Source organism: Citrobacter sp. Igbk 14 (genome assembly GCF_028069825.1).
Classification (GTDB): Bacteria; Pseudomonadota; Gammaproteobacteria; order Enterobacterales; family Enterobacteriaceae; genus Citrobacter.
On record NZ_JANEWM010000024.1, the window covers coordinates 33,659 to 52,215 of the forward strand.

At 53.2% G+C, this 18,557-nt stretch carries 20 protein-coding genes; 9 read left to right on the plus strand and 11 right to left on the minus strand.

From position 1 onward, the window contains the following. Window positions 1-24 precede the first annotated feature (24 nt). Together NNN64_RS11490 and NNN64_RS11495 are read right to left on the minus strand one after the other, a co-directional pair. Window positions 25-348 (minus strand): AzlD domain-containing protein, encoded by a 324-nt coding sequence (locus NNN64_RS11490; RefSeq protein ID WP_137381438.1) that lies wholly within the window; start codon window positions 346-348, stop codon window positions 25-27. After that, window positions 348-1,007: an AzlC family ABC transporter permease gene (locus tag NNN64_RS11495; RefSeq protein ID WP_271441470.1), complete on the minus strand. Its 660-nt coding sequence runs from the start codon at window positions 1,005-1,007 to the stop codon at window positions 348-350. The genes NNN64_RS11490 and NNN64_RS11495 overlap by 1 nt, the downstream gene beginning before the upstream one ends. A gap of 101 nt (window positions 1,008-1,108) precedes the next feature. Between NNN64_RS11495 and NNN64_RS11500 the strand changes: the two genes are divergently transcribed. Continuing rightward, window positions 1,109-1,657, plus strand: coding sequence for a helix-turn-helix domain-containing protein (locus NNN64_RS11500; RefSeq protein WP_271441471.1), 549 nt, complete (start codon window positions 1,109-1,111; stop codon window positions 1,655-1,657). A 154-nt stretch (window positions 1,658-1,811) separates the two neighbouring features. Here the strand turns inward: NNN64_RS11500 and rhaM are convergent, their stop codons facing one another. The 5 genes from rhaM to rhaB form a co-directional block, all read right to left on the minus strand. Then, window positions 1,812-2,126 carry an L-rhamnose mutarotase gene (gene rhaM / locus NNN64_RS11505; protein ID WP_271441472.1) on the minus strand — a complete coding sequence of 105 codons (315 nt, stop codon included), beginning with the start codon at window positions 2,124-2,126 and terminating at the stop codon, window positions 1,812-1,814. Then, entirely contained in the window at window positions 2,123-3,271 is a 1,149-nt protein-coding gene (fucO, locus tag NNN64_RS11510; protein ID WP_271441473.1) for a lactaldehyde reductase, read from the minus strand. Before fucO ends, rhaM begins: the two co-directional genes overlap by 4 nt. Window positions 3,272-3,345: 74 nt before the next feature. Beyond that, window positions 3,346-4,173: a rhamnulose-1-phosphate aldolase gene (rhaD, locus tag NNN64_RS11515; RefSeq protein ID WP_271441474.1), complete on the minus strand. Its 828-nt coding sequence runs from the start codon at window positions 4,171-4,173 to the stop codon at window positions 3,346-3,348. Between the two features lie 142 nt (window positions 4,174-4,315). Further along, complete coding sequence (rhaA, locus tag NNN64_RS11520) at window positions 4,316-5,575, minus strand: L-rhamnose isomerase (RefSeq protein WP_271441475.1); 1,260 nt, start codon at window positions 5,573-5,575, stop codon at window positions 4,316-4,318. Next, window positions 5,572-7,041, minus strand: coding sequence for a rhamnulokinase (gene rhaB / locus NNN64_RS11525; protein ID WP_271441476.1), 1,470 nt, complete (start codon window positions 7,039-7,041; stop codon window positions 5,572-5,574). Before rhaB ends, rhaA begins: the two co-directional genes overlap by 4 nt. A gap of 303 nt (window positions 7,042-7,344) precedes the next feature. On the opposite strand from rhaB, the gene rhaS reads away from it, so the two are divergent. Next, complete coding sequence (gene rhaS / locus NNN64_RS11530; protein ID WP_048214016.1) at window positions 7,345-8,193, plus strand: HTH-type transcriptional activator RhaS; 849 nt, start codon at window positions 7,345-7,347, stop codon at window positions 8,191-8,193. 152 nt (window positions 8,194-8,345) lie between these two features. Next, window positions 8,346-9,194: an HTH-type transcriptional activator RhaR gene (rhaR, locus tag NNN64_RS11535; protein WP_137381446.1), complete on the plus strand. Its 849-nt coding sequence runs from the start codon at window positions 8,346-8,348 to the stop codon at window positions 9,192-9,194. Here rhaR and rhaT read toward each other — a convergent pair. Then, complete coding sequence (rhaT, locus tag NNN64_RS11540) at window positions 9,191-10,225, minus strand: L-rhamnose/proton symporter RhaT (protein WP_137381447.1); 1,035 nt, start codon at window positions 10,223-10,225, stop codon at window positions 9,191-9,193. The genes rhaR and rhaT overlap by 4 nt on opposite strands. Before the next feature lie 289 nt (window positions 10,226-10,514). On the opposite strand from rhaT, the gene sodA reads away from it, so the two are divergent. Then, entirely contained in the window at window positions 10,515-11,135 is a 621-nt protein-coding gene (gene sodA, locus NNN64_RS11545) for a superoxide dismutase [Mn] (protein WP_003840480.1), read from the plus strand. 283 nt (window positions 11,136-11,418) lie between these two features. Next, window positions 11,419-12,402 carry a 2-keto-3-deoxygluconate transporter gene (gene kdgT, locus NNN64_RS11550; RefSeq protein WP_003028743.1) on the plus strand — a complete coding sequence of 328 codons (984 nt, stop codon included), beginning with the start codon at window positions 11,419-11,421 and terminating at the stop codon, window positions 12,400-12,402. Window positions 12,403-12,443: 41 nt separating this feature from the next. Here the strand turns inward: kdgT and NNN64_RS11555 are convergent, their stop codons facing one another. Then, a complete protein-coding gene (locus tag NNN64_RS11555) occupies window positions 12,444-13,340 on the minus strand; it encodes a dihydrodipicolinate synthase family protein (protein ID WP_271441477.1) in 897 nt (298 codons plus the stop codon). Between the two features lie 152 nt (window positions 13,341-13,492). On the opposite strand from NNN64_RS11555, the gene yiiM reads away from it, so the two are divergent. Both yiiM and NNN64_RS11565 read left to right on the plus strand, forming a co-directional pair. After that, entirely contained in the window at window positions 13,493-14,194 is a 702-nt protein-coding gene (gene yiiM, locus NNN64_RS11560) for a 6-hydroxyaminopurine reductase (protein ID WP_271441478.1), read from the plus strand. Next, complete coding sequence (locus NNN64_RS11565) at window positions 14,194-14,595, plus strand: nuclear transport factor 2 family protein (RefSeq protein WP_271441479.1); 402 nt, start codon at window positions 14,194-14,196, stop codon at window positions 14,593-14,595. The genes yiiM and NNN64_RS11565 overlap by 1 nt, the downstream gene beginning before the upstream one ends. A 51-nt stretch (window positions 14,596-14,646) precedes the next feature. On the opposite strand, the gene cpxA is transcribed toward NNN64_RS11565, so the two are convergent. Together cpxA and cpxR are read right to left on the minus strand one after the other, a co-directional pair. Beyond that, window positions 14,647-16,020: an envelope stress sensor histidine kinase CpxA gene (gene cpxA / locus NNN64_RS11570; RefSeq protein WP_137381451.1), complete on the minus strand. Its 1,374-nt coding sequence runs from the start codon at window positions 16,018-16,020 to the stop codon at window positions 14,647-14,649. Beyond that, window positions 16,017-16,715, minus strand: coding sequence for an envelope stress response regulator transcription factor CpxR (gene cpxR / locus NNN64_RS11575; protein WP_048214010.1), 699 nt, complete (start codon window positions 16,713-16,715; stop codon window positions 16,017-16,019). Before cpxR ends, cpxA begins: the two co-directional genes overlap by 4 nt. A 150-nt stretch (window positions 16,716-16,865) precedes the next feature. Here cpxR and cpxP point away from each other — a divergent pair, with 150 nt between their 5' ends. Together cpxP and fieF are read left to right on the plus strand one after the other, a co-directional pair. Continuing rightward, complete coding sequence (gene cpxP, locus NNN64_RS11580; protein ID WP_137381452.1) at window positions 16,866-17,366, plus strand: cell-envelope stress modulator CpxP; 501 nt, start codon at window positions 16,866-16,868, stop codon at window positions 17,364-17,366. Window positions 17,367-17,513: 147 nt separating this feature from the next. Continuing rightward, the gene (gene fieF / locus NNN64_RS11585; RefSeq protein WP_137381453.1) at window positions 17,514-18,416 is read left to right on the plus strand and encodes a CDF family cation-efflux transporter FieF; all 903 of its coding nucleotides are present in this window, start codon (window positions 17,514-17,516) and stop codon (window positions 18,414-18,416) included. Window positions 18,417-18,557 lie beyond the last annotated feature (141 nt).

The following is an 18,557-nucleotide window of genomic DNA, read 5'->3' on the forward strand; positions in this document are numbered from 1 at the left end:
AAAGAGCGCCCCAGGGGCGCTTTTTTAGTTTATACCCGCCATTCTCAGCAGTGCGGTTACCACTGCTGCAGCGATAATCACCACAATCAATGGCGTTTTGCGCCAGGCGAGAAAGACCGCGAAACCCACACCGAGTACGCGCGCCATGCCGGCAAAGTGTTCGCCTTCATAAAAGGTGGTTGCCAGCGCGACGGAGAACAGTAATACCGTTGCAGCATCAGAAAGCAACGCCTGTGAACGTTCAGAAAAGGCTAAACGCCCTCCCAGTTTTGCTCCCCCTAAGCGCATTAAATATGTACCCAAAGACAGCACGGCAATTCCGACGATAAACAGCGTCATATTACCCATTATTTTTTCCTCGCCAGTAAGCCAAACAGTGAGAGCAGTACCGGCAAGCCTACCGGTGCGAAAGGTACGGACGCGAGTGACAATGCGGCCCCGCTACAGGCACGGATGAGCGTGGTGCGGTTTTTAAAGGCCGGAACCACTAAGGCCAGCAGAATGGCAGGGAAAACGGCATCCAGCCCAATGGTTTCAGGTGCCGGGAGCAGCTTACCGACACCGGCACCGATCAGTGTGCCAATTGGCCAGAAAATGGCGACGCCCAGACCGCATAACCAGTAGGCAGCTTTACGTTGTTCCGGTGTCTTCTGCGACAGGCCGAACACCACGCTTTCATCGTTCATGATATGGCAGCCGAGAAAGCTGGCGGCGCGAGTACCGACCAGATCGCGTACCGTCACGCCAAACGGCACATGTCGGGCATTCACCAGTAACCCGGCCGCCGCTGCCGCCAACGGATTTCCGCCGCTGGCGATAATACCGATGAACATAAATTCAGAAGCCCCGGCCAGCACGGTAATCGAGAGTACAAAGGGCACCCAAATCGGGAAGCCGTAAGCCATTGCCAGCGAGCCGTAGGACATGCCCACCACACCGACGGCCAGGCACACTAAAAAAATTGCTTTTATCGTGTCGCCTTTGAGGCTGGAGAAATAATGTTTCATACTGTTTTAGCCATATCGAACGAATTTCCATTATAATGAACGGAACAGAATCGCTTTACAAGTCGAACGATTCGTTCGATATAAAAAACACAGAGTCGAATATGACCCAACCCATCAGTATGATTGCCAAAAGTCTGGTGCGCGAACGTCAGCGTACCGGTTTGTCGTTGGCAGAGATTGCACGTCGTGCGGGGATTGCAAAATCTACGCTTTCCCAGTTGGAAGCCGGTAATGGAAATCCTAGCCTGGAAACGCTGTGGTCACTGTGTGTGGCGCTGGATATCCCCTTTGCCCGATTACTGGAACCGCAGGAGCAAAAAACGCAGGTGATTCGCCGCGGTGAAGGGACAAAAGTGGTGGCGGAACAGGCCCATTATCAGGCGATTTTATTGGCAGCTTGCCCTCCAGGCGCTCGACGGGATATCTACCTGCTGCTGACGCAACCCGGTGCAGACCGCATTTCACAGCCACATCCACCGGGATCGGTGGAGCATATTATTGTGACGCAGGGGAAGGCGCTGGTCGGGTTGACTGAGGCACCGGAAGAGTTGGGTGAGGGAGACTATATCTGTTATCCCGCCGATCAAGCCCATATCTTTAAAGCACTGGAGCCGGATACCCAGGCGATTCTGGTTTCTGAGCAGAACTAACTGTTATGTTGCGTTGTGCCGGATGCGGCGCGTTAGCGCCTTATCCGGCCTATAAGACTGAGCAAAATTGAATTGTCGGATGGCGCTATCGCTTATCCGACCTACAAAAAATAAAACTGTAGGCCCGGTAAGCTTGCGCTACCGGGCATTTAACTTACGGCAGATAAAATACGTCTTTTAGCGCTGAGCTGACCGGGCTGTTGTCTGCATTGGTGGGCATTACGTCACGCATATACTTCCACCAGCGCTGGCAAACCTCAGTCTCGGCGACGGCATTCCAGCGCGCTTCGGACTCGATCTCGACTGTGGCAAACAGCAGGTTGCGCGTCTCATCGAGATAAATCGCGTAGTGATGTGCGCCGTGGGCTTTCAGCACTGCTTCCAGCTCGGGCCAGATGGGGTTATGACGACGTTGATACTCAATGTGTGCATCGGCATTCACCTGCATCACAAAGGCTTTGCGGATCATAACGCCTCCAGATACAGCTCGCGGACTTCATCGCGGCTGGCTGTGCGTGGGTTACAAGGCGCACACGGATCGGCCAATGCTTTGTCCAGCCAACCTTCGATATCTTCTTTGGTTACCCCAAGCGAACTAAAGCCGACAGGAATACCTACGCGTTTGCTCAATGCGCGGATCGCGTTGATGGCTTCCATACTTGCTGCCTCATCGGTCATGTCGCGGGTATCGACACCCATTGCCTGCGCCACGCGGGCAAAGCGTGCCACGGCGTTGGGGCGATTAAAATTCTCGATTATTGGCAGCAGGATGGCATTGCAAACGCCGTGCGGCAGGTTGTGTGTCGCGCCCGGCTGGTGCGCCAGCGCATGCACCAGGCCAAGACCGGCACTGTTGAACGCCATGCCCGCGAGATACTGGCCAAACGCCATCTGCTCACGGGCATCAAGGTTATGCCCATCGTCGACAGCTTTTGGCAACCACAGATTAATCAGGCGAATCGCTTCTAACGCGTTGGCATCGGTCAATGGATGTGCGCCGACGGAGACATAGGCTTCAATAGCGTGGGTCAGGGCATCCATACCGGTCGCGGCAGTCACGGACGCCGGTATCTCCAGCATCACGCTGGCATCATCCACGGCGATATCCGGAATGATGTTCGGGTCGATAATGACCTCTTTGACCTTACGCGCGGAATCAATAATGACTGCATTGCTGGTCATTTCCGCCGCCGTACCTGCGGTGGTGTTAATGGCAACCAGCGGTACGCCCGCATTTTTCACTTTTCCCACCCCGGAGTACGCCGTGGAGGGACCCGGGTTAGCGGTCAGGATCTTCACTGCCTTAGCGGTATCGATCGGGCTGCCACCGCCGAATGCGATAATGTAGTCACATTCTGCGGCCTGATATGCTGCAAAACCCTGCTGCACCAGCTCCTCTGTCGGGTTCGGGAACACCTCATCAAACAGGTGGTAAGACATCTGATGTTCATCCAGCGCGGCAAACAGGCTATCCAGCAAACCCAGCTTCACCAGTTGGCCATCGGTGACGATCAGCGCTTTGCCCCATTGTTTGTTCGCCACAAGGCTCACCATATCGCGGATTGCCCCTGCGCCATGCAGACTGATTTTTGGTAATGCCAACATAAAGCTCATCACTATTCTCCTTAACAATAAAATCCTGTAGGCCGGATAAGGCGAAGCCGCATCCGGCGTTGAGTGGGGAGGTATCAGTACAGCTCTATTGCACTGGTCAGCGGGGTCACGCCAAAACGTTTGCCGAGTGCGATCAGCTCTTCACGTGTGATGGTTTGCTTCATACCGCCCATCGAATAAATTTTGACTAACACCTCAGCGGATTTTTCTGCGGTGTCGATCAAGCCGAACGCTTCGTCAAGCGTTGGCCCACTGCCGAATACGCCGTGGAACGGCCACAGTACCAGCGAGTGTTGCTGCATTTCCTGCGCGGTAGCCTGACCGATCTCATCGGTACCCGGTACCATCCACGGTAGAATGCCGACGCCATCCGGGAACACGACCAGACATTCGGTGCTGCCTTCCCACAGCTTACGGGTAATCAGTGCCGTGTTGTTTTCCAGTACGTAGGTCAGTGCGATCAGATTGGTGGCGTGGCAGTGCATGATGACGCGGTCTTTGCCGTTGGTGGCTTTAATGCGTTCACAGTGAGAGAGGAAATGGGCCGGCAGTTCTGAAGTCGGTACGGCTTCATGGGTCAGACCCCACAGGATGTGATAACCCGCGCCGTCGCTGTCAATTTTCACCACGCCTAAATTGGCGGCCGGGTCGAGCTGAACATTACGGAAGAACTTGCCGGAACCCGTGACGATAAATGATGTGTTCGCCAGCATCGGCATAGGCTGACTCAGCGCAATATAGCGCGGTTTTTCGTGGAAATCGGCGCTAAATGGCGCAATATCTGCTTCATCAAGACGTAACGTCAGGTTACCGCCGTTGCGTTCATCCCAGCCTTTCAGCCAGGCATCAGAAGTCGCTTTGATCATCCCCTGGACGAACCAGGACGTGGTAATGTTTTGCATGTCGGTGTTCCTGTTTATTGCCCGAACGTTATCGGGTCTTACGCTGGCCGGATAAGCGCAGCGCCATCCGGCAATCGTGTTTCATTCACTGCCGGATGGCGACGCAGGGCGTCTTATCCGGCCTACAAGCCTGGCGTCACGCTTAGCTACGTTTGCTCAGAATCTCTTTTTCATAAGCGCGCACACTTTCCAGCCACTGGCTACCGGCTGGGGTGTCGTGACGCTGGCAGTACATCTCCCAGACGGCCTGCCACGGCAGCGATTTTTGTTCTTCCAGCAGGGCCAGACGGGCGGTGTAGTCGCTGCTGGCTTCGAGCTGACGCAACTGTTCGGTTGGTTCTAACAGCGCACGTAACAGCGCTTTTTTCATGTTGCGGGTACCGATAACCCATGCGGCAATGCGATTGATTGAGGCGTCGAAGAAGTCGAGGCCAATGTGTACGCGGTCGAACAGGTTGTGGCGCACGATCTCACTGGCAATCGCCTGAGTTTCATCATCCAGCAGCACCACGTGGTCGCTGTCCCAACGAACCGGACGACTGACATGCAGCAGCAGGCGCGGCACGTACAGCATGGCGGCGGAGATCTTGTCGGAAATGACTTCAGTCGGATGGAAGTGACCTGCATCCAGGCACAATGCTGTCTGGCGGCTGGTGGCATAACCCATATAGAACTCGTTAGAGCCGACGGTGTAGCTTTCAGCGCCGATACCAAATAGCTTGCTCTCGACGGCATCAATATGGTGCGCCGGGTCGAACTTCTCGCTGATCACGTCATCCAGCGCTTCCAGCAGACGCTGGCGCGGCGCTAAACGGTCAACAGTGATGTCTTTCATGCCATCGGGGATCCAGATGTTCATCACCGACGGCGTACCCAGTTGCTCGCCGAAATACGCAGAAACGCGGCGGCTGGCTTTACAGTGGTCAATCCAGAACTGGCGGATATGGTCGTCGGCGTGCGCCAGCGTGAAACCGTCGGCACTCAGCGGGTGTGAGAAGCAAGATGGGTTGAAATCCAGCCCTAAGCGGTTCACTTTTGCCCATTCCACCCAGTTTTTGAAGTGTTCAGGTTTGATTTGGTCGCGGGCAACCGGCGTCTCTGATTCCAGATAAATGGCATGCAGATTCAGACGTTTAGGGCCAGGGATCAGACTGAGTGCCTGCTCCAGATCGGCACGCAGTTCGCTGGCGTTACGCGCTTTGCCCGGATAGTTACCGGTTGCCTGAATTCCACCCGTGAGCGAACCTTCCGGGTTTTCGAATCCGGCTACGTCGTCGCCCTGCCAGCAGTGCATGGAGACCGGCAGACGATCGAGCTGGCGTAATGCTTCCTCGACATCAATACCTACCGCTGCGAAACGCAGTTTTGCCAGTTCCCAGGCTTGTTCAAGTTGAGTGGTCATGCGCAAAGCTCCTTTGTCTGTCGTAATGGTTGAAACTGCGCTTTGTGGCGGGCAATTTCACTTTCAGGATTGGGGATGAAGGTTGTCAGGTCGTAGTTAGCGCGTACCACCTGGCGGAAATCATCGACGTTGTTTAGCTCATCCAGCGTCATCAACTGGACGCCAATATTGCCGAGCGTGGAGGCCTCAATAGGCCCGGATATGACGCGAATACCGCAGGCATCCGCGCAAAGTTGGTTGAGTAATGCGTTCTGGCACCCACCACCGACGATGTGCAGTTGGTGAAATGCTTCGCCGCGAAGCTCAGCCAGTTCCTGCAGGATATCGGCGTACAGCAACGCCAGACTGTCGAAAATGCAGCGCGCCAGTTCGGCATCCTGCATCGGCACTGGCAGGCCAGATTCGCGGCAGGCTGCCTGAATTTCCGCGCTCATGTCGTCAGGATTGATAAAGCGCTCGTCGTTGGGGTTAATCAGAAACTGGCAGGCCGGCAGCGCCTGGGTTTGGGCGATAAGCGCAGGCAGGTCGGTTATCTGCCGCTCTTTTAACACGCGCTGGAGTAGCCACAGCCCCATGATGTTTTTCAGCACGCGGTAGCGTCCTTCCGCGCCGCCTTCGTTGGTGATATTCGCCGCCAGTGCCGCATCGTTGGCATATGGGGTTCGGCTTTCAAAACCCATCAGTGACCAGGTGCCTGAAGAGAGGTATGCGCTGTGTTTATCGGCCAGCGGTGAAGCGATCACCGCACTGGCGGTGTCATGGCTGGCGACGGCAACCACCGGGATTTGATTTTTCTGCGGGCAAATCCAGTGACCAATTACGTTCCCCGGATGCGTGGGGCGGCCAAACCACGCTTTGTCGGCACCGCTCCAGGCCAGTAGGGTTTCGTCCCAGTCGTCGGTGTTGATATTGACTAACTGGGTGGTGGTGGCGTTGGTGTATTCCCAGTTCATTTCTCCGGTCAGGCGATAGCTGAAGTAATCGGGGATCAGCAGGGCATGCGCCACCTGGGGGATCAGTTCCGGTTGCTGTTCGACCAGCGCGCGGAACTGATACAGGGTATTAAAGGGCAGAAACTGAATGCCGCTACGGCGATAGATTTCACTTTTACCTGGCTGCGTCATGGCCCGCGACATAATGCCGTTGGTGCGGCTATCGCGATAAGAGACTGGCAATCCGACACGCTGACCGTTTTTATCGATCAGGACATAATCCACGCCCCAGGTATCAATGCCGATGCTGTCGATCCGAATGCCTTGATCGCAGACTTTCTGCAGACCGAGGCGAATGTCGTTTTCCAGGCTGTCGATGTCCCAGGTGTCAAAACCGTCTGTTTTTTGCAGGCAGTTAACAAAGCGGTGGATTTCACGCAGTGTCAGGGTACGGTGTTCACTGTCGTAACGCGCCAACATTACGCGTCCACTGGATGCACCGAGATCAACAGCGACACAATGGCGAAGAGTCATAGCGAGGTCCTTCTGAGTTTCATTGCACTCAGTCTAAGAACCCGTGAAATGGCGTACCTTCTTGTTAATGACAACGACAATAGGCGGCTGGCAGCATGGCAAAGGTGAACGTGATAGCGTTCACAGTTTCTACTAATAGGGATGGTTTCTTCTGATGTGAGCCCTTTCGCAATTCCCGATCTTTCCCGCTATTTCTTGAAGAATTGACCGTGTTTACGCACTTTGGCGTCAAAAATTTAAGGTGAGGGTGATAACCCTTAATTACTATTCAGCCATGTTCATTTGATCGGGGTGGATGTCATCATGACCGTATTGCATTGCGTGGATTTTTTTCCGACAGGTAAAGCGCCCGTGGCGATTGAACCCCGGCTTCCTCAGCCTGCTTTTCCAGAGCATCATCATGATTTTCATGAAATTGTAGTGGTTGAGCATGGTACGGGAATCCATGTATTCAATGGACAGCCTTATACCATTAGCGGGGGAACGGTGTGTTTTGTCCGCGATCATGACAGACACTTATATGAACATACTGACAACCTGTGTCTGACCAATATTCTGTATCGTTCCCCGGATGCGTTTCAGTTTTTGGCCGGGCTGAATCAGTTGTTACCCCAGGAGCTGAATGGGCAATATCCATCGCACTGGCGGGTGAATCAGAGCGTGCTGCAGCAGGTTCGGCATCTGGTGGGACAAATGGAAAATCTTGGTGAGGCAATGGATACCCCAACGGCGGCAAATCGTGAGATCTTGTTCATGCAGTTGCTGGTGCTGTTGCGTAAAAGTAGCCTGATGGAAGCGGCAACAGATAATGATGCGCGACTGAACCAACTACTGGCATGGCTGGAGGACAACTTTGCCGACGAAGTGTGCTGGGAAGCCGTAGCCGAGCAGTTTTCGCTCTCTTTACGTACTTTACATCGCCAGCTTAAACAACAGACCGGGCTGACGCCACAGCGCTATCTTAACCGCCTACGGCTTATCAAAGCCCGCCATTTGCTACGTCACAGTGATGACAGCGTGACGGACATCGCTTATCGCTGCGGGTTTGGTGACAGTAACCATTTTTCGACACTGTTTCGCCGGGAGTTTAACTGGTCGCCGCGCGATATCAGACAGGGGCGCGATGTCATTACTGGAAGCAGCCTCCAGTAACGCGAAAGCTATCAACGTTTTTTTCCGTCCGTTTGCTGATAATCATACCCTTTTATGCCGGATGGCGGCTGTGCCTTATCCGGCCTACGTGGATGCCCTGTAGACCGGATAAACGTAGCGCATCCGACAAGCGTTCAGGTTGAGGTGATGTGATGGTGAATCATCTGGTCCTTCTGAAATCAGACTTTTTTGCGAATGACCACCAGGCCGTCGCGGTGGCCGATCGTTACCCGCAGGATGTGTTTGCCGAACATACTCATGAGTTTTGCGAGCTGGTGATGGTGTGGCGCGGCAATGGCCTGCATGTTCTCAACGATCGCCCGTACCGGATAACCCGTGGCGATCTGTTTTATATCCGTGCCGAAGACAAACACTCCTACACCTCAGTTAACGATCTCGTCCTGCAAAATATCATTTACTGCCCGGAACGGCTGACGCTGAATGTCGGCTGGGAAAGCGCGATCCCAGGATTTAACGGCTCGCCGCGACAGCCTCACTGGCGGCTCGGCAGCGCTGGTATGTCCCAGGCCCGGCAGATAATTAGTCAGCTTGAACACGAGAGTAATCAGCGTGACCCGCTGGCTTTTGAAATGGCTGAATTGCTGTTTGGGCAACTGGTGACTCATTTCAAACGGCATCGCTATGCCACGGATACGCTGCCAGCGACATCAAGTGAAACGTTGTTGGATAAGTTGATTACCGCGTTGGCCGGGAGTCATGAACATGCCTTTGCGCTGGATAAATTCTGCGAGCAGGAACAGTGCAGTGAGCGAGTTTTGCGTCAGCAGTTTCGCAGCCAGACCGGAATGACCATCAACCAGTATCTCCGCCAGGTGCGGGTTTGCCATGCTCAGTATCTGCTCAAGCACAGCAGACTGATGATCGGTGAAATTTCTATGCGCTGTGGCTTTGAAGACAGTAATTACTTTTCGGTGGTATTCACGCGAGAAACCGGGATGACGCCGAGCCAGTGGCGTCATCTCAGTAGCCCGAATGATTAACTGGCCATCCCCAGACCGACAATATTTGCCGCGAGAATAATGACCACGCAGCCGAGGCTCAGTACGCTGACCGGGCGGCGGCCCGCGTTTTTCCACTCTTTCAGCACCAGACCAACAATACCACCGCACAGGACATAGAAGCTCATGTGCAGCATCCAGCTGACATAATCATACTGCGCCGGAATGCGAGCGTGGCCCCAGGCGTAGAAGAAGAATTGTAGATACCACATCAGACCACCGAGCGCGGACAGCAGCACGTTGGTGATGATCAGCGGTTTGGCTAACGAGAAGTCGGCTTTTATCGAAAGATCTTTCACTTTTGCCAGACGAATAAAACAGAAGCCCAGGTTGACTAAAGCACCGCCGCCCATGATGACGACATAGCTTGGCAGCGCGACGTACAGCGGATCGACGCCCAGCGCGGCAGCAGCATCGTGCATGGGTTTCGCCGCGTTCATCGCAAAGGACATCCCGGCAGAGAAAATGCCGCACATTACCGCCAGTACCAGCCCCTTCTTCAGGTTGAACTCTTCTGCTTTGATGCCCATTTTACGTTCTTTCAACTGCCCTGCGCGGGTCACAATGCCCACGCCGATCAGCGCGACCAATACGCCCAGTAGCGTCATGCGTCCGCCATTGGTGTTGATCAGCACATCAAAGTTACCGTTGATGATAGGGGTCATCAGCGTGCCGACAATCAGGGTAATACCAATCGCAATACCAATCCCCATCGACATGCCGAGATAGCGCATGGTCAGGCCATAGTTGATATTACCGATCCCCCACATCGCGCCAAACAGGAATACCGGTGCCAGCGTGGAGAGGCTAAAAGAGCTGAAGTAGGCCCAGAAATTGGGAAGTAACATGGCGCTGATGGTCCATGGCAGGATAAGCCAGGAGACGATCCCGCCCACCGACCACATTGTTTCCCATGACCAATGTTTAACTTGTTTGAACGGGGCATAGAAACAGGCTGCACTGGCTGCGCCTATCAAATGCCAAAGAATACCCATCGTAATCGCGTTACTCATGACTGAATCCTCGTTATTTTTTATCGTCGGTCATAACCCCTCCGACACAACGAGTTTAAAAATTACGCAGATGATTAACCTTTTGACGATTGCCGCCTTTGTCCTCTTGTTGGCAATCATCACGTTAACTGGGTGATTTGGCTCACATCTTCAGTAATGGTGATGAATAATTAAGACCCTGTAAAAAGTACGGCATTGATAATCATTTTCAATATCATTTAATTAACTATAATGACCCAACTGCTTACGCGGCGTTAACACTGGCCGCCCGACAATACTGGAGATGATTATGAGTTATACACTGCCATCCCTGCCGTACGCTTATGATGCCCTTGAACCGCACTTCGATAAGCAGACGATGGAAATCCACCATACCAAACACCACCAGGCTTACGTAAACAACGCTAATGCTGCGCTGGAAAGCCTGCCTGAATTCGCGAGCCTGTCTGCTGAAGAGCTGATTACCAAACTGGATCAGCTGCCTGCGGATAAGAAAACCGTTCTGCGTAACAACGCTGGCGGTCACGCTAACCACAGCCTGTTCTGGAAAGGCCTGAAAACCGGTACCACGCTGCAGGGCGACCTGAAAGCGGCTATCGAACGTGACTTCGGTTCCGTTGACAACTTCAAAGCTGAATTTGAAAAAGCAGCAGCCACTCGTTTCGGTTCCGGCTGGGCGTGGCTGGTTCTGAAAGGTGACAAACTGGCTGTTGTTTCCACCGCTAACCAGGATTCCCCGCTGATGGGTGAAGCTATCTCTGGTGCTTCCGGCTTCCCAATTGTGGGCCTGGACGTCTGGGAACACGCTTACTACCTGAAATTCCAGAACCGTCGCCCGGACTACATCAAAGAGTTCTGGAACGTAGTGAACTGGGACGAAGCCGCAGCGCGTTTTGCCGCAAAAAAATAAGTTTAATGATGCCTGAAACCTGAGAGCGTTATGCTGATCGGGTCGGGATCTGATGACGTGATACAGCCCCTGCAAGCGATGCCTGTGGGGGCTTTTTTGTGATCAAAATCAACATAGGAACATTGATCCATTTAAATTGAAACAAGGTTTTATTATGCGAGTGGGATCACTTTTATAGTTTCTCTGAATGTCTATCTTCTTTTCATCAAGACGGGCGCATCTCAAAAGCAAGATGCAGTCGCCCATAAAAATTGCCCCATTTTTATGTCTACAGGTGATGGAAATGCAGATCAAACGTACGATAGAGAAAATCCCAGGCGGTATGATGTTGGTACCACTTTTTCTGGGCGCGTTATGTCACACCTTTTCACCCGGCGCCGGGAAATACTTCGGCTCATTTACCAACGGCATGATCACCGGTACGGTGCCGATTCTGGCCGTCTGGTTCTTTTGCATGGGGGCGTCGATTAAGCTGAGCGCTACCGGAACCGTACTGCGTAAATCCGGCACGCTAGTGATAACCAAGATCCTGGTCGCATGGGTGGTAGCGGCGATCGCATCGCGCATTCTTCCTGAACATGGTGTGGAAGTGGGGTTCTTCGCCGGGTTGTCCACGCTGGCGCTGGTGGCCGCAATGGATATGACTAACGGCGGGCTGTATGCTTCGATCATGCAGCAATACGGCACCAAAGAAGAGGCTGGGGCGTTTGTCCTGATGTCGCTGGAGTCAGGTCCACTGATGACCATGGTCATTCTGGGAACCGCCGGGATTGCGTCGTTTGAACCGCATGTATTTGTGGGGGCGGTATTGCCGTTCCTGATTGGTTTTGCGCTGGGTAATCTGGATCCTGAGCTGCGGGAATTCTTCAGTAAAGCCGTGCAGACGCTGATCCCTTTCTTTGCCTTCGCATTGGGTAACACTATTGATTTGAGCGTCATTGCGCAGACTGGCGTTCTGGGTATTCTGTTGGGCGTAGCGGTCATTATCATTACCGGTATTCCGTTGATTATTGCCGATAAACTGATTGGTGGTGGGGATGGTACTGCGGGGATTGCGGCGTCCAGTTCTGCTGGCGCGGCCGTTGCCACACCGGTGCTGATTGCTGAAATGGTTCCGGCGTTCAAACCGATGGCACCAGCGGCCACCTCCCTGGTGGCGACCTCGGTGATTGTAACCTCGATCCTCGTACCGATTATCACGTCCATCTGGTCGAAAAGAGCCAAAGCCAGAGCGGCGGAAATTGATCTTCGCGGTACCGTGAAGTAAGCCTCTTTTGCCGGATGGTCTGCACCATCCGGCTTAATGCGTTAACCTTTGACGACGAACACCTCATCAATAGTCCGACACTCACTCTCGTTCAACTCTCCACCCGCGTTTCGTGATACTCCGGTGCAATAGCCAAACTTCCGTGACACAACGGTCTTGATGGTAGTGACAAAATCCTCGCCGATGGCGTAGATGGACATGTAGGTGCCAATCTTATCCTGAATCTCACGCAGCGCCGCCAGATCGCCCTGCTTAAACGCCTCGCGTGCGCTGACAAACAGCTCAGGCATAACGTTGTTGAGGCCTGAGATGATCCCCGCGCCGCCAGCCAGCAGGTTAGGAATGTAGTATTCGTCATAACCCGACAGCACTGCAAAATCTTCCCGCACGGCACGGGTTGTCTGGATCATGCTGCGGGTGTGGGACTGGCAGTCCACGGTGTCTTTAATGCCAGCAAAGTTCGGGAATTCCGCTGCCAGCGTGGCAACCAGTTCAGGGGTTAAATCGCAGCCAGTTCGCGCCGGGAAGTTATAGGCAAACCATTTGCCGCTGAGCTTCTGTCCCAACTGGCGAAAGTAGCTTAGTAGCTGCTTCGACGTTTGACCGTAGTAGTATGGCGGCAGGATCATGACGGCATCGTAACCGGCGCGATGCGCCTCCTGGGCCATCAACAAAACATCATTCTGGCAGGTGGATGAGACGTTCGCGACCATCTTCAGCGAGCTCATCGTACGGGCTTCACGGATCAGCAACAGCCTTTCTTCGAGCGTAAAGGAAGCAAATTCCCCAATGCTGCCCATCAACAAAATAACGTCGATTTTTGCCTCAGTAAGGCGTTTGAGATGCTGGCTCAGACCATTGAGATCGATCTTGCCATCATTGTCCATTGGCGTAATGGAAGGACACCAGACGCCAGCAAATTGCGATTGACCAGTCACGTTGTCGACTCCTTAATTGAAATGATGTTTCAAAACAAGATTACATTGATAGCATGTGTCCCTAAGTTTCATGTGAACCGTGCTCTCATTTTGAGCGACTGGGGTAAAATAAATATGGTGTAATGGGAGAAATTTATCGGGAGAGGGAACAGATGCGATATCCGGTCGATGTTTTTACAGGCAAGATTCGGGACTACACGGGAAGCCGTCCCAGCGCGATTGCTAAAGTTCAGGTCGATGGCGAGTTGATGCTGACCGATCTGGGGCTCACGGGCGATGAACAGGCGGAGACTAAAATTCATGGCGGGCCGGATCGCGCGCTGTGCCACTATCCGCGTGAACACTATCAGCACTGGATACAAGAATTCCCCGAACAGGCGGAGTTATTTGTCGCCCCCGCCTTTGGGGAGAATCTCTCGACGCTTGGGCTGACAGAAGAGAATGTCTATATCGGCGATATTTTCCAGTGGGGCGAGGCGCTGATTCAGGTCACACAGCCGCGTTCACCGTGTTTTAAGCTGAATTTCCATTTTGGCATTAGCGATATGGCCAGTCAGATGCAGGCTTCGGGGAAGATAGGCTGGTTGTACAGTGTTATCGCGCCGGGGCAAGTGTCCGCGGATGCGCCGCTGGAACTGGTGTCGCGTGTGAGCGATGTCAGTCTGCGGGAGGCCATTGCCATTGCGTGGCATATGCCGTTTGACGATGACCAGTATCACCGCCTGCTGTCAGCGGCAGGATTATCGAAAAGCTGGACCAGGACAATGCAGAAACGTCGCCTGAGTGGCAAAATTGAAGACAATGCCCGACGGTTATGGGGCAGTCATCCCCCTCAGGAAAGGACGGAAGTGTAATGACTGAATCTGAAAATGCGGTGGCAATTGTTAAAGCGTTTCTGGTTGCCTCGATGATCCCCGATGCTGAGCGTGCAGCGACGTTTACGCATCCTGAGGTGAAGATTACCTTTACCGGACGGCGAGAAATGGCCGGTGCAGCGGATATTGCCCGCTTTAATAGCGAACGCTATAAGTGGGTAAAAAAAGCGCTGGGTGAGTTTGATGCGGTAGCGCACGAAGACTGCGTAGTGGTTTATTCGAACGGTACGCTGTATGGCGAATGGCCTGATGGTCGTGCGTTTGCGGGCAACCGTTATATCGATCGCTTTGAAGTCCGCGAGGGAAAAATTACCCATATGGATGTGTGGAATGACAGCGCAGAGTGGATCCTCGCGCCAGAAATTTCCCGCCTGGCGTAAACCTGTGATGGTGTATAAAAAATCGGCCTACACGATGTAGGCCGAAATTGATTAGGTACGTTTGTACAGCGGTAGCCAAAGCACCAGACGTAGACCTCCCAGCGGACTGTCCTCTGCCTTCACCCAGCCTCGATGCTGCTGAATAGCGGTTTCAACAATCGCCAGACCCAGACCTGTCCCACCGGACTCACGATCGCGCGCTTCATCGGTGCGATAGAATGGACGGAAAATCTGCTCTCTGTCTTCAGGACTCACGCCTGGACCATCGTCGTCTACGGTGATGGTAATCCCGTCAATATCCACCGCGAAGCCAACTTCAATCTTCGTATGTGAATAGCGCAGGGCATTACGCACAATGTTTTCCAATGCGCTTTCCAGTGCGTTCGGGTTGCCATACAGCGGCCACGGTCCCGGCGGGAAATTCACGGTAAGCGATTTGCCCATCTGCTCGGCTTCAAAGGCGGCGTTATCCAACACGTCGCCCCATAGCTGATTAGCCTTCACGGTTTCACTGACCAGCGCGTTCTTCTGCTGATTACGCGACATCACCAGCAGGTCGTTGATCATGCTGTCCAACCGATGCGCTTCTGTTTCAATGCGCTCCAGCTCTTTGCTCTCACCGCTACGACGGCGCAGCAGCGCAGTCCCCAGTTGCAAACGTGTTAGTGGCGTTCTCAACTCGTGAGAGATGTCCGACAGCAGGCGTTGCTGCGTGGTCATCATGCGTTCCAGCGCGGTCACCATCTGGTTAAAACTGGCACCTGCCGCCAGAAATTCCTGCGGGCCGGCTTCCAGTTCCGGATGCTGACGCAGGTTACCCTGTGCCACTTCATCCGCCGCATTTTTCAGTTTACGCGCTGGTTTTGCCAGGCTCCATGCCAGCCAAAGCAGCAGCGGCGAGCTGACGAGCATGGTGACGATCAGCAGCAACAGGGGCCGGTCAAACAACAGGTTGATGAAATCAGACTGTGAACTGCTGGCAGGTCGAATGAGATACAACTGGTAGTTATCTTCACCATCTCTGACGGAGAAGGGCCCGACCATCTCAACGCGACCATATTTTTTCTTCTGCGGATGGTCAGCGTTATCAGCCTGACCAATAAAGTTACGAATGATCTGCATTTCGTTGCGTTCTGCGCCGATTACACGTCCTTCTGTAGTGACAAGCAATAACCGCTGTCCTGGCGGTGCCCACTTGTCGATAGCACGGAACAAGCGACGCCACCACATCAGATCGTTGGGTGGGTCGTTTGCCAGCTCAGCTTCCACGTGTTGCTCGATCATCAACCCCTGGCGCTGCTCGCTGTCCAGTAGCTCGGTCATCTGACGTGAGTCGAGCTTGGGCAGCATCAGTACCAACATCAACACCAGCGCCAGCGTTAACCAGAAAATGGCAAAGATGCGTGCGGTTAAGCTTCCTATCATGAAGCGGAGACCATCAGGTAGCCGCGACCACGCAAGGTTTTAAACCACGGGTGCCCGTCTTTTCGCTCTGGCAGCTTACGACGTAGGTTCGAGATGTGCATGTCGATAGCGCGGTCAAACGGCGTCAGGCGTTTGCCCAGGACTTCCTGACTCAGGTGTTCACGAGAAACGACCTGGCCGAGATGCTGTGCCAGTAAATAAAGCAGGGTGAATTCGGTGCCGGTTAACTCCAGGGTTTGCCCATCAAAGCTGGCTTCCTGGCGACCCGGATTCAGGCTTAACGCATCCACTTCCAGCGTCGGCGAGCCATTATCGCTGGTCTGCTGTTGTTCGCTCCAGTGAGAGCGGCGCAGAATAGCGCGGATACGCGCAACCAGTTCGCGGTCGTTAAAGGGTTTGGGTAAATAGTCGTCTGCACCCAGCTCAAGGCCGAGTACGCGATCCAATTCGCTGCCGCGAGCGGTCAGCATGATTACGGGCGTCTGGTGTGTCTGGCGAAGCGCTTTCAGTGTATCGATGCCGTTTTTCTTCGGCATCATGACGTCGAGCAAAAGTAAATCGATGCTGTCATCCAGAAGCTCAAGTGCCTGCTCCCCATCATGGGCAACCAGCACATCGAAACCTTCCATTTCGAGCAACTCCTTTAACAGGGAAGTCAGCTCTCGGTCATCATCAACTAACAGGATTTTATTCATTGTTTACGTACCTCCGAGGCAGAAATTACGTCATCAGGCGTCGCTAATCTATGACTTTACGTTGTTTTACACCCCCTGACGCATGTTTGCAGCCCGAATCGTAAACTGTCTCTCGTTGAATCGCGACAGAAAAGATTTTGGGAGCAAGTGATGGGCAAAGTTACCGCTGCCGTCATGGCCTCAACGCTGGCACTCAGTACTTTAAGCCATGCAGCTGAAGTCGTCACAGGCGATCACTGGCACCTGGGTGAAGGCTCATCGCAGCGCAGCGTACAGAGCCACATGTTTGACGGTATCAGTTTAACCGAACATCAACGTCAACAGATGCGAGATTTAATGCAGCAGGCAAGACACGAACAGCCTCCTGTAAATGTTAGCGAAATGGAGACAATGCATCGTCTTGTCACCGCAGAGAAATTTGATGAAAGCGCTGTGCGCGCTCAGGCAGAAAAAATGGCACAAGAACAGGTTGCCCGCCAGGTTGAAATAGCCAGGGTCCGCAACCAGATGTATCGCCTGTTAACGCCCGAGCAGCAAGCGGTTTTAAATGAGAAACATGAACAACGAATGGAGCAACTGCGTGATGTAACGCAATGGCAAAAAAGCTCATCGTTGAATTTATTGAGTAGTAGCAACTCACGTTCCCAGTAGTAACCCTGTTTTCCTTGCCATAGACACCATCCCTGTCTTCCCCCACATGATGTGGGGGTTTTTTTTGCCCAAAATTTGTCACTCGGTTATTGCCTGACTGTTTTACTTCATCCGTTATACTAGCGGCATATCCTGGCAGGAGTGTTTATGAATCAAACCTATGGGCGACTGGTCAGTCGGGCGGCAATCGCTGCGACCGTGATGGCTTCTCTGTTACTTTTGATCAAAATTTTTGCGTGGTGGTACACCGGATCGGTCAGTATTCTGGCGGCATTGGTGGATTCCCTGGTCGATATCGCTGCGTCGCTAACCAATCTGTTGGTGGTGCGTTATTCGTTGCAGCCAGCAGATGATGAGCACACGTTTGGGCACGGGAAAGCTGAATCTCTGGCGGCGCTGGCGCAAAGTATGTTTATTTCCGGTTCGGCGTTGTTTTTATTCCTGACCGGGATTCAGCATCTCATCCAACCGACGCCGATGAAAGATCCGGGTGTCGGGGTAGTTGTCACCGTTATTGCGTTAATTTGTACTATCATTCTGGTCACGTTTCAGCGCTGGGTGGTGAAACGTACGCAAAGTCAGGCTGTACGGGCAGATATGCTTCATTATCAGTCTGATGTTATGATGAACGGTGCGATTCTCGTTGCGCTTGGACTGGCCTGGTATGGTTGGCATCGTGCGGATGCCTTGTTTGCGCTCGGGATTGGCATCTATATTTTATATAGTGCATTACGCATGGGGTATGAGGCAGTGCAATCCTTGCTGGATCGCGCCTTACCCGATGAGGAACGTCAGGAAATTATTGATATAGTGACGTCATGGCCAGGTGTCAGCGGCGCTCACGATCTTCGCACGCGGCAGTCAGGGCCGACCCGCTTTATTCAGATTCATTTGGAAATGGAAGATAATCTGCCGCTCGTTCAGGCGCATTTAGTGGCTGAGCAGGTGGAGCAGGCAATTTTACGGCGTTTCCCGGGATCGGATGTGATTATTCACCAGGATCCCTGTTCAGTCGTACCCAAGGAAGGCAAGATGTTTGAGCTTTCATAATTCGTTGTAAAAAGTGAGCCGGGCCAGCATTTTGTGTATAAATTACCACCATTTGGCCTGACCTGAATCAATTCAGCAGGAAGTGATTGTTATACTATCTGCATATTCGTTGGATCGTTTCGATATGCGGAATCGACTTCC

Bases quoted from the DNA above. Each gene is read 5' to 3' on its own strand.
- NNN64_RS11490 (WP_137381438.1), bottom strand. From the start codon at position 348: ATGGGTAATATGACGCTGTTTATCGTCGGAATTGCCGTGCTGTCTTTG.
- rhaR (WP_137381446.1), top strand. From the start codon at position 8,346: ATGGTGAATCATCTGGTCCTTCTGAAATCAGACTTTTTTGCGAATGAC.
- cpxR (WP_048214010.1), bottom strand. From the start codon at position 16,715: ATGAATAAAATCCTGTTAGTTGATGATGACCGAGAGCTGACTTCCCTG.
- NNN64_RS11565 (WP_271441479.1), top strand. From the start codon at position 14,194: ATGACTGAATCTGAAAATGCGGTGGCAATTGTTAAAGCGTTTCTGGTT.
- yiiM (WP_271441478.1), top strand. From the start codon at position 13,493: ATGCGATATCCGGTCGATGTTTTTACAGGCAAGATTCGGGACTACACG.
- rhaT (WP_137381447.1), bottom strand. From the start codon at position 10,225: ATGAGTAACGCGATTACGATGGGTATTCTTTGGCATTTGATAGGCGCA.
- cpxP (WP_137381452.1), top strand. From the start codon at position 16,866: ATGGGCAAAGTTACCGCTGCCGTCATGGCCTCAACGCTGGCACTCAGT.
- NNN64_RS11495 (WP_271441470.1), bottom strand. From the start codon at position 1,007: ATGAAACATTATTTCTCCAGCCTCAAAGGCGACACGATAAAAGCAATT.
- kdgT (WP_003028743.1), top strand. From the start codon at position 11,419: ATGCAGATCAAACGTACGATAGAGAAAATCCCAGGCGGTATGATGTTG.
- fucO (WP_271441473.1), bottom strand. From the start codon at position 3,271: ATGAGCTTTATGTTGGCATTACCAAAAATCAGTCTGCATGGCGCAGGG.
- rhaM (WP_271441472.1), bottom strand. From the start codon at position 2,126: ATGATCCGCAAAGCCTTTGTGATGCAGGTGAATGCCGATGCACACATT.
- rhaB (WP_271441476.1), bottom strand. From the start codon at position 7,041: ATGACTCTTCGCCATTGTGTCGCTGTTGATCTCGGTGCATCCAGTGGA.
- NNN64_RS11500 (WP_271441471.1), top strand. From the start codon at position 1,109: ATGACCCAACCCATCAGTATGATTGCCAAAAGTCTGGTGCGCGAACGT.
- rhaS (WP_048214016.1), top strand. From the start codon at position 7,345: ATGACCGTATTGCATTGCGTGGATTTTTTTCCGACAGGTAAAGCGCCC.
- sodA (WP_003840480.1), top strand. From the start codon at position 10,515: ATGAGTTATACACTGCCATCCCTGCCGTACGCTTATGATGCCCTTGAA.
- fieF (WP_137381453.1), top strand. From the start codon at position 17,514: ATGAATCAAACCTATGGGCGACTGGTCAGTCGGGCGGCAATCGCTGCG.
- cpxA (WP_137381451.1), bottom strand. From the start codon at position 16,020: ATGATAGGAAGCTTAACCGCACGCATCTTTGCCATTTTCTGGTTAACG.
- rhaD (WP_271441474.1), bottom strand. From the start codon at position 4,173: ATGCAAAACATTACCACGTCCTGGTTCGTCCAGGGGATGATCAAAGCG.
- rhaA (WP_271441475.1), bottom strand. From the start codon at position 5,575: ATGACCACTCAACTTGAACAAGCCTGGGAACTGGCAAAACTGCGTTTC.